This window comes from Streptomyces sp. NPDC059080, assembly GCF_042739975.1.
GTDB lineage: Bacteria > Actinomycetota > Actinomycetes > Streptomycetales > Streptomycetaceae > Streptomyces > Streptomyces benahoarensis.
Map to the genome: position 1 here is coordinate 232100 of NZ_JBHYGX010000001.1, position 10396 is coordinate 242495.

Here is a 10396-nt window from a genome sequence, read left to right on the forward strand (position 1 = left end):
GTCCCCCCCGGCGGGGCCGGGTGCCCCCCGCCGCGCCCCCCCCGGCCCCGGGGCGCGGGGGGGGGGGGGCCCCGGGGGGCCGGGTGGTACGGGCTCGGGGTGAGGGCGGGGGAGCGGCGGGCGGCGCCCGGGCGGTCAGCGCTTCTTCAGCGCCCGTTCGATCGTCTTCATGACCTCGTCCAACGGGGCGTCCGTCCGCGCCACCGCGACCAGCACCTCGCCCTCGCGGGAGACCGCCGCGGGCGCGCTCTCCCCGGAGGCGGCACGGCCCGCGCCGATGCCGGTGCCGAAGGTCTCCCGGACGATCCCGAAGGCGTGGTCCAGCTGGGTCTCCACATCGCCCTCGGCGCCGGCCCGCAGCCACCGCCGCAGTACGTGGTTGTGGGCGGTGACCACCGCCGACGCGGCGACCTCGGCGAGCAGCGGATCGTCGTCGCCCTCGCGGTGCGCGCCCTCGTCGAAATGGCCGAGGAGGTAGCGGGTGAACAGCCGCTCGTAGCGGGCGACCGACGCGATCTCGGCCTCCCGGAGGGTGGGCACCTCACGGGTCAGGCGGTAGCGGGCCACGGACACCGCGGGGGACGCCGCGTACATCCGCATGACTTCCTTGATGCCGCGGCAGACCGTGTCGAGCGGGTTCTCGTGCGCCGGTGCCGCGTCGAGGACCGCCTCGGCGCGGACCAGGGTGTCGTCGTGGTCGGGGAAGATCGCCTCTTCCTTGGAGCGGAAGTGGCGGAAGAACGTCCGCCGGGCGACACCGGCGGCCGCCGCGATCTCGTCGACCGTGGTCGCCTCGTAGCCCTTGGTCGCGAACAACTCCATGGCCGCGGCCGAGAGTTCGCGGCGCATCTTGAGCCGCTGGGCCGCCGCGCGGCGGGCGCCGGGAGTGCTGGTCTCCGGGGTGTCGGGGGACGGGGAACGAGCGGGCTGGGACATGTGGGGACGGTACTTCATATTCCCGCGGCCCGTGGCATGCGGTGCCCCCCGCACCCCGCTGACCTGGGGCGGACCGCCCGAAGGCGCCAGCAGCCCACCCCACCGGTCCCGGTCAGCGCCGGGCGTACTCACGGAAGCCGCGGCCGGTCTTGCGGCCCAGGCAGCCCGCGGCGACAAGGTGCTCCAGCAGCGGCGCCGGGGCCAGCCCCGGATCGCGGAACGCCGCGTGCAGCACCTTCTCGATCGCCAGCGACACATCGAGCCCGACGACGTCCAGCAGCTCGAACGGGCCCATCGGGTAGCCGCCGCCCAGCTTCATCGCCGCATCGATGTCGTCCGGCGTCGCATAGTGCTCCTGCACCATCTTCACCGCGTTGTTGAGGTACGGGAACAGCAGCGCGTTCACGATGAACCCGGCGCGGTCACCGCAGTCCACCGCGTGCTTGCGCGCTGCCGCGCACACCTGCCGGACGGAGGCGTGCACCTCGTCGGCGGTCAGCACCGTCCGCACCACCTCGACCAGCTTCATCGCGGGCGCCGGGTTGAAGAAGTGCATCCCGATGACGTCCTGCGGCCGGGAGGTGGCGCGGGCGCAGGCGATGACCGGCAGCGACGAGGTGGTGGTCGCCAGGACCGCGCCCGGCTTGCAGACCGCATCCAGGGCGGCGAACAGCTCCTGCTTGACGGCCAGATCCTCGGCCACCGCCTCGACGGCCAGATCGACCTCGGCCAGTGCGTCCAGGGAACCGGCCGGGGTGATCGCGGCCAGCGCGGCGTCCCGCTCCCCGGCGGTCAGCCGGCCCTTCTCCACCGAGCGGCCCAGCGACTTCGCGATCCGCGCCACGGCCCGCTCCGCCTTCTGAGGGCTGCGGGCCGCCAGCACGACGTCGAAGCCCGCCTTCGCGAAGACCTCGGCGATACCGGACGCCATCGTCCCGGACCCGGCGACGCCGACGGCACGCACCGGCCGCCCGGCGCCGCGCCCGCCGCCGTCCGCCGGGGTCTGTGCGTCCGGTACGACGGTGGCCGAGCCCGGCGCCTCGTACGTGTAGAAGCCGCGGCCCGCCTTGCGGCCGGTCAGCCCCGCCTCGGCGAGCTGGCCGAGGATCGGCGCGGGCGCGTGCAGCCGGTCGCGGGAAGCCGCGTACAGCGCCTCCAGGACGGTGCGGGCGGTGTCCACGCCGATCAGGTCGAGCAGCGCCAGCGGGCCCATCGGCAGGCCGCAGCCCAGCCGCATCGCGGCGTCGATGTCCTCCCGCCCGGCGTACCGCGACTCGTACATCGCGGCCGCCTGGTTGAGGTAGCCGAAGAGCAGACCGTCGGCGACGAAGCCGGGCCGGTCGCCCACCGCGATCGGGTCCTTGCCCAGGTCACGGGCGAGTTGGGTGACGGCGGCGACGGCGGTCGGCGAGGTCAGCACCGAGGAGACCACCTCGACGAGCTTCATCGCCGGTGCCGGGTTGAAGAAGTGCAGCCCGAGGACCCGCTCGGGGCGTTGGGATTCGGCGGCGAGCCGGGTCACCGACAGGGCGTTGGTGCCGGTCGCGATGATCGTGTCCGGGCGCACCACCGCGTCCAGCGCGGCCAGCACCTCCCGCTTGAGCGCGTGATCCTCGGGCACCACCTCGATGACGAGGTCCGCGTCGGCGGCGGCCCGCACCTCGGGGAAGGTACGGAACCGCGCCAGGACCGACTGCCGCTCCCGCTCGGTGATCCGGCCGCGCGCGACGGAGCGGGCGGTGGCGGCGGCGAGCGAGCCGACGGCGGTACGGGCGGCGGTGTCATCGGTGTCGACGCCGATGACCTCGCGCCCGGCGCGGGCGAGGATCTCGGCGATCTGGGCGCCCATCGTGCCGAGGCCGATCACGGCCACGGTCGTCAGGGGCGGCGTGGCGCCGGACGGGTCGGAGGAGAGATCGGGGGTGGACTGACGGTCCATCGAGGGACTCCAGAGGGTGTTCCCCTGCGGGCAGGGGAGAAGTGACGACTGAGGAGTGGGCGCACCACGGCGCGGCGCGGCGTACGGCGGCCACCACGGCGGGCGTGCGCCGGGGCGGGCCGGGCACCGCGGGCGGTGCGGGGCTGAGGGATGCGGGTGCGCGGAGAGGCGGGCGGCAGGCCCTGTCCCGGGGCCGTGCCGTGCTCTCCGTAACGGTGCCGCGCTGGATACCGGACCGGGCGTGCGGACCGGACCGGGTGGTGCTCACCGAACCGACGTACTGCGGGCGGCTGCGTCACCAGGCCGCCGGAGCAGGGGTGCTGCTCGTTCCACGAGGCTAACCGGTGGGTAACCCCGGGTCCAGGGGTAGGGCGGGGCTGGAAGCGTGGCGCGGGCCACAGCGGGCGGGCCCGGCGGGCGATCGGCCGGCCGGCGGGAGAGAAGGCGGCAAATGGAAGAAGAATTCCACGATTTGACGGACCGGGTGCGTGCCGAGCTGCGCACGGCGGACGATCTGGCGGCCTACGAGCGGCTGCTCGGCCTCGCCCGCCGCGGCAGCGCCGCCGGGCGCGACGAACTGGCCGCCGTACTGGTCGCGGTGGAGCGCCCGCTGTGGGCCCGCGAGATCGCCGCCTTCGTCCTCGGCTGCGCGGGCGACACCCGCGCCTTCGAGACGCTGGTGCTGCTGCTCAACTACCGCGACCCGGTGCGGTGCGCCACGGCCGCGCGCGCCTTGGCCCGGCTCGGCGACCCGCGCACCGCCCGCGCGGCCGCCGCCCTCGCCACCAATCCGCTGCGCACCGCCTACGCCCTGCACCCCGTCCGGCTGCTGGCCGAGCTACGGGCCCCGCAGTCCGTACCGGCGCTGATCGCCACCCTGGAACGGCTGACCGCCCCGCACACGCCGTACTGGCGCGTCGCCCTGGCCTGCGTCGAGGGCCTGGGCGCCCTCGGCGACCGCCGCGCGGTCCCCGCGCTGACCACGGCGACCGGGCATCCCCGGCTGGCGGCCGCGGCGGCGGCCGCGTTGGCGCGGTTGGGGGCGCCGGGGGGTACGTGACGGGCGAAGGGGCGAGCGGGGCGGGCGTACTCTCGGCTCATGCCTGCCAACTTGGGCGATCGGCTCAGGGAAGTCCGCAAGCGCCGGGGGAAGACGCAGAACGAGCTGGCCCGTGAGTCCGGTGTGTCCGTGTCGCTGATCCGGAAGCTTGAACAGGGCGAACGGGAGGACGCGCGCCTGGAGACGGTGCGTCGGCTCGCTGCGTCGCTCGGGGTGCCCACCATGCGACTCGTGGTGGAGGCGGTGGAGGACGGCGCGAGTGCCGCCACCCTTGACCAGTGGGTAACCGTCAGAAGGGCGTTGACGACGCCGCTCGGGGATGCTGCCGAGCTGGATGAGCCGCCGACCTTGGAAGGGGTGCGCGATGCGCTCAGCGCTGCGGTACCTCTGTTCGCCGGCGACCGGATCGCGGACCTGCGGGTGGTCCTGCCCGCATTGTTGAGGGACGCCGGAACCGTGGCGCAGCTCGACCCCGAGGGGTACGCCGTTCGCATGCGCCTGTTGCAGCTCATTGGTTGGCTGCTGACGCAGACCCGCCAGTTCGAAGCTGCTGAGTGGTGCCTGAGGACTGCGCTGGACGGCTCCGCGGACCGGCTTCAAGGTGCGTCCACGATCAACACGATGTGCTGGCTGCTGCTGCGACAGGGCAAGCTCGGTGAAGCGCGGGAGCTGGCCACCCGGTGGGCCGACGACATGGAACCCCGGCTGTCACGGGCGACCCCGGACGAACTCAGCGCGTGGGGATGGCTGCTGCTTCGCCTGTCGGCTGCCGCGGTGCGGGACAACCGTGCGGAAGAGGCCGAGGATGCGCTGAGACTCGCCCACTCCGCCGCGGTGGCCCTGGGGCGGGAGTTCGCCCCCGGTGGCGACTTCCTGCGTGCCTTCGGCCCCGTCACGGTGGTGCTCAAGAGAACGGAGAACGCCATGGTCCTGGATCGTCCGGACGTGGTGCTCAAGCTGGCCGGGAAGGTTCCGGCGGCGGGGCTCCGCCCCACCTCGAACAACCGCAACCGTCACCTGCTCGACGTGGCCGACGCGTACGCCAGCACGCGGCAGTACGGGCAAGCGGTCGAGACCTTGGTGAGCATCCGCGACGCCGCTCCGGAGTGGCTGCCGAACCAGAGGTACGCCCGCGACATTCTCGGCCGCATCATGGCCGGGCGACGGACCCTGACGGGGGAGATGCGCTCCCTTGCCGACACGGTGGGGCTGCCCGTGTAACGCCTTGTGGCACTTACCGCCGAGCGTGGACAGAACTGCCATTGCTGCTGGTCGGCGAGGTCTCTAGCGTCGGGTGGCATGACAACCGAGCCGACCGGGGACAGCCCTCGACCTGTTGATCTGCCGCTACGGATGGACCGCGAACCGGTCCCGGTCGAGGGGGGCGGGCAGTGTGCCGAACCGGCTGCCATACGGTCCCGGGCGCGTGCTGGTGGTGGCCTGTCGGCTGTCGCTGACGGCAACGTGCTCATGAGCCGCCACTTGCGGTGAAAGGTGATTCCGCCGAGGGCCAACTGGTGCGGGCGCGGGACGGTGCCAGTCGGCCGCCCCGTCGCCCTCACCCCACCGAGCGCCGGTAGCGCAGCTCGGGGACGGGCACGCCGTCCACCTCGTCCGTCTGTTCCGCGCCGTCCGGGGCGAAACCGGCATGGGCGTAGAACCGCCGGGCGTGGGTGTTGCCGCGCACCACCCACAGACGCAGCTCGCCGAACCCGGCCTCCCGGGCGCGCTCCAGCGCGGCCTCCATCAGGGTGCGGCCGATTCCCGTGCCGATCAGCTCCGGCGCGACGTACAGCGCGAACAGCTCGCCGACGGGGCCGGACGCCGGGCCCGGGCCGTCCGGAGCGGTGCCGCCCGGTGCCGGGTGACCGGCGGCGTCCGGCGCGGGACCGGGGCCGACGCAGACCCAGCCGACGACCGCGCCCGCCCGTTCCGCCACCAGATCGCGGACCGCGGGCGGCCGTCGCCGCAGCCGGGCCCGCTGCGCCGCCGCCTGTTCCGGCATGTTCAGCGCGTCCAGATACGCCCGCGGCATCAGCCCGTCGTACGCCGCCCGCCACCCGCGCACCCGCACCGCGGCCACCGCCTCGGCGTCGCCCTCGTCCATCTCCCGGACGCGCAACGGCGCCCCGCTCTCTCTCGTCATGCGGGGACGGTAGGGCGTCCGGCCGGGTGGGGCACGTCCTTTTCCGGTGGCCTGGTCGGAGGTGGGACCCTTTCTGCGTTCCGGGGCGGCCTTGGAATCTCGGACTCACCGGACTGCCCACACCTCGGGCGATGAAGTAGGTGACGCAGGAGGGCAGTTGCTGATCTGTGATTCACCACCCCTCGCGCTCCCGTTCGCGCCCTTGAGATGATCACGCGCAGAGGCGAAGCTCGTGCAACAAGACGCAACCGAGTAGGCAGAGGTCAAGATCATGGCTCTACTGTTCTTCGGTAAGGACCCGAACACCAACGGCGACAACTGCCCGACCGTATGGGTGGACGAGACATCGGCTGACCTGGTGATGCAGGGATGGAAGGCCGACGGTACGACGGAAGCGGAATGCCTGACGGCCGGACACATCCCCGACTCTGAGGCAGTGATCCGCATTCCGGCGCGCATGGTGCCGCTGATCAGGAAGGCATGTGATGAAGCCGAGCAGCGTTCCGCCGTTCAGTGAGCTGATCAGGGACTGCCAGCGCTCCGCCGTACACCTCGAACTTCGCGACACCTACGAGGGGTACGACGACGGGGGCCGCTTCGCCGAGTGGAAGCAGGCAGGCGGGATCACTCCGGCCTTTGTCGAGGACTTCCGCCCGTGGACGGAACTCGTACGGGAGGCCGTCGGTCGCGGGGTGCAGATGCGCCGGGCCCGTGTCGTGTCCGAGCCGGTTACCGACTACATCCGGTTCGAGTACGAGGCATCGCACCTCAATCAGGAAGCCGGGGAACAGGTGCGGTGGCTGCCGCGCCGGGATGCCGCAACGCTGCTCTTGCCGGGCGCCGATCTGTGGATTCTCGATGACCGGTTGATCAGGTTCGGGTACTTCACGGGCGATGGCGCGTTGGACGGCCACGAGATGTGCGACGACCCGTCCGTGGTCAAGAGCTTCAGTGAGTCGTTCGAGTCCGTGTGGCAGCGCGCCACCCCGCACGAGAGGTTCACGGTCTAGCCGCTGCTGCGGCAAGTCAGCTCATGCCCCAGTACCAGTCATCGAGTGTCGAAAGCGCCCGTAAGGCCGTGGCGGCACGGCTTCGTGAAGTGCGTCTGGACGCTGGTTTGAAGGGGCATGAGCTGGCAGCTCGCTGCGGGTGGCACAAGTCCAAGACCTCGCGCATCGAGAGCGCGCGTACGCCTCCCTCCGATGCCGATATCCGTGCCTGGTGCACTGCCTGCGGGGCTGGCGACCAGGCGGCCGACATAGTGGCCGCTTCGCGCAGCGCCGACTCCATGTATCTGGAGTGGAAGCGGCTACAGCGCACCGGCCTGCGCCGTCTCCAAGAGGCCCGTATCCCGCTGTACGAGCGGACCAAGGTTCACCGGGGTTACGCGTCCCACGTGGTACCGGGGTTGTTTCAGACGCCCGCGTACGCCGCCGCCCTGCTGTCATCCATCAGCCGGTTTCACGGCACCCCCGACGACACGACGGAAGCGGTGGACGCCCGCATGGCGCGAGCCCGCGTCCTGTACGAGGGAACGCACCGATTCGCGCTGCTGGTTGAGGAGTCGGTTCTGCGCTACCAGGTGGGCGGCGCCGAGGCGATGGCGGGACAACTGGGGCATCTGTTGTCCGTCATGTCGCTTCCTGCGGTGTCCCTCGGGATCATTCCGTTCGCTGCCCGGGAGCGCGGCATGTGGACGCTGGAGAGCTTCGATATTTTCGATGACCAGCGCGTGCATGTGGAACTTCTGGCGGCCCAGGTGACGCTTACCGCACCTGGTGAAGTGGCGATGTACGTCAGGGCATGGTCGGACCTGCAGGCGTTGGCCGTCTACGGGGTGGAAGCCCGATCGCTGGTAACGGCATCCCTCGATGCACTGCGCTGAGAATTTGCGTGCAACAACATAGAACCAGCTGGAAGTTGCTTTCGGTTCGTCCATAGCGTGGTCGTCATACGGGTGATAAGCGGCTGGTCCCGCCGGATGTCGTGCACCGCCTCCGGCGCGTCCTGTTAAGCCCCCGTCCGGCCGTGCCGAACCCTGGACAGGCCGAGCGGCCGGACGGGTCACCACAGCACGACACGACGACACAACTCCTCACCGGAAGGAACACGAGAATGGGCAGGAAGGATTTCGAGAGCGCGGGGGAGCCGTGGGACCCGCAGGCCAACCAGGGGCAGGCGACTGACCCGGACACCCGCGTCTCTCAGAACGGCGACGTTCACAGCGGCATGGCGGACGACAGGGACCACGAACAGGAGTAGCGGGATGATCCACGGTGAACGCCTGGCGGATGACCTCAAGCGCGATCACGGTTTCATGCGGGGTGAGCTGATCCAGGACGGCAAGGCCGTCGTCATGCGTAAGCCCGGTACCGATCGCTGGACCGTTGTGCCGCTTCGGTGGCTGACCAGTGACGCCGTGGATGTCATCAAGGCTCAGGCCGGCATCGCGCTGGTCTGAGTCAACCTCGCGAAAGGTGATCCGCGGAATTCCGGGGTGGCGAACGTCCGGCTGACGATCTCCGTGCCGAACACTGCCGAACAGTGCCGACAGGCCCTCGCTCGGATGGTTCCCGGTGCATCACGCCTCCCCGCCCCTCCCGTAGATCCCCTCACACCACAACAGAACACCTGTTCCTTCGGATGGGTTGCGCCGGATTTTGGGTGGGTGGCCCCGGGATGGTTGGCTGAGCGCGCATCGCGGGACCGCGCTGGGCAGGACCGCGCCGAAAAGTGGAGGACAGCACACATGGGTCAGGTCGAGGCCGTCACCGAGCGGGAGATCGCTGCGGACCCGGAGGACGTGTTCGACGCGCTCGCCGACTACACCGGCACCCGCGGCAAGCTGCTGCCCGAGCAGTTCAGCGAGTACGAGGTCCGCGAGGGCGGCGACGGCAAGGGCACGCTGGTGCACTGGAAGCTCCAGGCGACCAGCAAGCGGGTCCGCGACTGCCTGCTGGAGGTCGACGAGCCGACCGACGGGCAGCTCGTCGAGAAGGACCGCAACTCCTCCATGGTCACCACCTGGGTCGTCACGCCCGCGGGCGAGAAGCGCGCCAAGGTCACGGTCACCACCACCTGGCAGGGCGCCGGCGGTATCGGCGGCTTCTTCGAGCGGACCTTCGCGCCCAAGGGCCTCGGCCGGATCTACGACGCGATTCTCGCCAATCTCGCCGCCGAGACGGAGAAGTGAGCGACGCGGTATCCGGCGGCGTACGCTGCCGCTGATCCGGCGGGCCCGCGCACAGGCCCGCCGGGCGCAACGCTCCGGCGGTGGGTTCCCGCGCCTCGTGCAGGGCGCGGGAACCCACCGCCGGTCTTTTTTCGGCGTCCGGCCGGACCGGACGCCGCCGCGGGTCAGCCGCGCGCCCGGTGTGAATCAGGCGTCGCCGCCCGGCGGCCGCATCAGGTCGGCACGCTCCACTTCTGCGCCGGGTTGCCGGAGCAGTTGGCGATCTGGACGCGGGTGCCGTTCGAGGCGTTGGCGGCGCGGATGTCCAGGCACTTGTTGGCCGGGAGGTTCACCAGGTCGTGCGGGGCGCCGGAGAACACCCACTGCTGCGACGGACGGCCGTTGCAGTCCCACAGGTGGATCAGCGAACCGTCCGACGTGGCGTTGTTCGCGACGTCCATGCACTTGCCGTAGGCCCGGACGGTGCCGTCCGACGCCATCGTCCAGCGCTGGGCGGGCATGCCGTTGCAGTCGTGGACCTGGATGGGCGTGCCGTTGGCGCGGTTGCCGTTGGCGACGTCCAGGCAGATGCCGTTCATGCCGGTGATGGTCCCGGTCGGGCCGGTGACCTTGGGGGGCTGCGCCGCGTGGTGCTTCGTCGTGCCCGCGGAGCCGGACGGATGCTCCGCCACCACGCCGCCGTTCTTCCCCTGCGACGGCGGATCAGGGGTGTCCTGGGTGCGCGGCGGGGGCACGTCGCGCGCGGGCCGGCCGGCCGGGGGCGCGTCGTCGTCCTTCTTGCCGGGCGTGGGGGTGGGGCTCGCCTTCGTGGCGCTCGGCGACGGCTCGGCCGTCTTCGACGCCTCCGGCGACGGGCTCGCCACCGCGGCGGCGGCGACCCGGGTGTCGTCGGCGCTCATCTGCAACCCGCGCTGGGCCAGCGGCCCGAGCACCACGGCTCCGGCGACGAGCGCGACGGTCGAGCCGAGCGCGATCCACACCCGGCGCTCGGGCAGCAGCCCGATCCGGGTCCGGCCCGGGTCGCGGGCGAACGTACGGGAGAAACCGCCGGGTGGTTCCTTCGACGGGGGGTTGGGGGAGCGGGGAATGTCCGGTGGCAAGGGGACCTCCGAGTCGGAACGG

General features: G+C 71.7%; 13 protein-coding genes. 9 read left to right on the plus strand and 4 right to left on the minus strand.

From position 1 onward, the window contains the following. Positions 1–135: 135 nt before the first annotated feature. Both ACFWWQ_RS00560 and ACFWWQ_RS00565 read right to left on the minus strand, forming a co-directional pair. A complete protein-coding gene (locus ACFWWQ_RS00560; protein WP_384587744.1) occupies positions 136–936 on the minus strand; it encodes a TetR family transcriptional regulator in 801 nt (266 codons plus the stop codon). Positions 937–1048: 112 nt separating this feature from the next. Further along, on the minus strand, positions 1049–2875 hold the full coding sequence (locus tag ACFWWQ_RS00565; RefSeq protein WP_384587747.1) for a 3-hydroxyacyl-CoA dehydrogenase family protein: 1827 nt from the start codon (positions 2873–2875) through the stop codon (positions 1049–1051). 41 nt (positions 2876–2916) lie between these two features. Here ACFWWQ_RS00565 and ACFWWQ_RS00570 point away from each other — a divergent pair, with 41 nt between their 5' ends. The 3 genes from ACFWWQ_RS00570 (at position 2917) to ACFWWQ_RS00580 (ending at position 5156) form a co-directional block, all read left to right on the plus strand. Then, on the plus strand, positions 2917–3216 hold the full coding sequence (locus ACFWWQ_RS00570) for a hypothetical protein (protein WP_384587750.1): 300 nt from the start codon (positions 2917–2919) through the stop codon (positions 3214–3216). Between the two features lie 110 nt (positions 3217–3326). Further along, the gene (locus ACFWWQ_RS00575; RefSeq protein ID WP_384587753.1) at positions 3327–3935 is read left to right on the plus strand and encodes a HEAT repeat domain-containing protein; all 609 of its coding nucleotides are present in this window, start codon (positions 3327–3329) and stop codon (positions 3933–3935) included. Between the two features lie 39 nt (positions 3936–3974). Further along, entirely contained in the window at positions 3975–5156 is a 1182-nt protein-coding gene (locus ACFWWQ_RS00580) for a helix-turn-helix transcriptional regulator (protein ID WP_384587756.1), read from the plus strand. 337 nt (positions 5157–5493) lie between these two features. On the opposite strand, the gene ACFWWQ_RS00585 is transcribed toward ACFWWQ_RS00580, so the two are convergent. Next, positions 5494–6081, minus strand: a complete 588-nt coding sequence (locus ACFWWQ_RS00585; protein ID WP_384587758.1) for a GNAT family N-acetyltransferase — start codon at positions 6079–6081, stop codon at positions 5494–5496. A gap of 271 nt (positions 6082–6352) precedes the next feature. Between ACFWWQ_RS00585 and ACFWWQ_RS00590 the strand changes: the two genes are divergently transcribed. The 6 genes from ACFWWQ_RS00590 (at position 6353) to ACFWWQ_RS00615 (ending at position 9274) form a co-directional block, all read left to right on the plus strand. Further along, complete coding sequence (locus ACFWWQ_RS00590; protein WP_384587762.1) at positions 6353–6598, plus strand: hypothetical protein; 246 nt, start codon at positions 6353–6355, stop codon at positions 6596–6598. Then, positions 6567–7091, plus strand: coding sequence for a DUF6879 family protein (locus ACFWWQ_RS00595; RefSeq protein ID WP_384587765.1), 525 nt, complete (start codon positions 6567–6569; stop codon positions 7089–7091). The genes ACFWWQ_RS00590 and ACFWWQ_RS00595 overlap by 32 nt, the downstream gene beginning before the upstream one ends. A gap of 23 nt (positions 7092–7114) precedes the next feature. After that, positions 7115–7966, plus strand: coding sequence for a helix-turn-helix domain-containing protein (locus ACFWWQ_RS00600; RefSeq protein WP_384587768.1), 852 nt, complete (start codon positions 7115–7117; stop codon positions 7964–7966). A 230-nt stretch (positions 7967–8196) separates the two neighbouring features. Further along, a complete protein-coding gene (locus ACFWWQ_RS00605) occupies positions 8197–8343 on the plus strand; it encodes a hypothetical protein (protein ID WP_384587771.1) in 147 nt (48 codons plus the stop codon). 4 nt (positions 8344–8347) lie between these two features. Beyond that, complete coding sequence (locus ACFWWQ_RS00610) at positions 8348–8542, plus strand: hypothetical protein (RefSeq protein WP_384587774.1); 195 nt, start codon at positions 8348–8350, stop codon at positions 8540–8542. A gap of 288 nt (positions 8543–8830) precedes the next feature. Continuing rightward, positions 8831–9274, plus strand: a complete 444-nt coding sequence (locus tag ACFWWQ_RS00615; protein WP_384587777.1) for an SRPBCC family protein — start codon at positions 8831–8833, stop codon at positions 9272–9274. Between the two features lie 212 nt (positions 9275–9486). Here the strand turns inward: ACFWWQ_RS00615 and ACFWWQ_RS00620 are convergent, their stop codons facing one another. After that, positions 9487–10374 carry a ricin-type beta-trefoil lectin domain protein gene (locus ACFWWQ_RS00620; RefSeq protein ID WP_384587780.1) on the minus strand — a complete coding sequence of 296 codons (888 nt, stop codon included), beginning with the start codon at positions 10372–10374 and terminating at the stop codon, positions 9487–9489. Between the last annotated feature and the right edge of the window lie 22 nt (positions 10375–10396).

What these genes read in the sequence shown, in the direction of transcription:
- ACFWWQ_RS00590 (WP_384587762.1), top strand. Translation starts at nt 6,353, where the DNA reads ATGGCTCTACTGTTCTTCGGTAAGGACCCGAACACCAACGGCGACAAC.
- ACFWWQ_RS00585 (WP_384587758.1), bottom strand. Translation starts at nt 6,081, where the DNA reads ATGACGAGAGAGAGCGGGGCGCCGTTGCGCGTCCGGGAGATGGACGAG.
- ACFWWQ_RS00610 (WP_384587774.1), top strand. Translation starts at nt 8,348, where the DNA reads ATGATCCACGGTGAACGCCTGGCGGATGACCTCAAGCGCGATCACGGT.
- ACFWWQ_RS00575 (WP_384587753.1), top strand. Translation starts at nt 3,327, where the DNA reads ATGGAAGAAGAATTCCACGATTTGACGGACCGGGTGCGTGCCGAGCTG.
- ACFWWQ_RS00605 (WP_384587771.1), top strand. Translation starts at nt 8,197, where the DNA reads ATGGGCAGGAAGGATTTCGAGAGCGCGGGGGAGCCGTGGGACCCGCAG.
- ACFWWQ_RS00600 (WP_384587768.1), top strand. Translation starts at nt 7,115, where the DNA reads ATGCCCCAGTACCAGTCATCGAGTGTCGAAAGCGCCCGTAAGGCCGTG.
- ACFWWQ_RS00580 (WP_384587756.1), top strand. Translation starts at nt 3,975, where the DNA reads ATGCCTGCCAACTTGGGCGATCGGCTCAGGGAAGTCCGCAAGCGCCGG.
- ACFWWQ_RS00560 (WP_384587744.1), bottom strand. Translation starts at nt 936, where the DNA reads ATGTCCCAGCCCGCTCGTTCCCCGTCCCCCGACACCCCGGAGACCAGC.
- ACFWWQ_RS00595 (WP_384587765.1), top strand. Translation starts at nt 6,567, where the DNA reads ATGAAGCCGAGCAGCGTTCCGCCGTTCAGTGAGCTGATCAGGGACTGC.
- ACFWWQ_RS00565 (WP_384587747.1), bottom strand. Translation starts at nt 2,875, where the DNA reads ATGGACCGTCAGTCCACCCCCGATCTCTCCTCCGACCCGTCCGGCGCC.
- ACFWWQ_RS00615 (WP_384587777.1), top strand. Translation starts at nt 8,831, where the DNA reads ATGGGTCAGGTCGAGGCCGTCACCGAGCGGGAGATCGCTGCGGACCCG.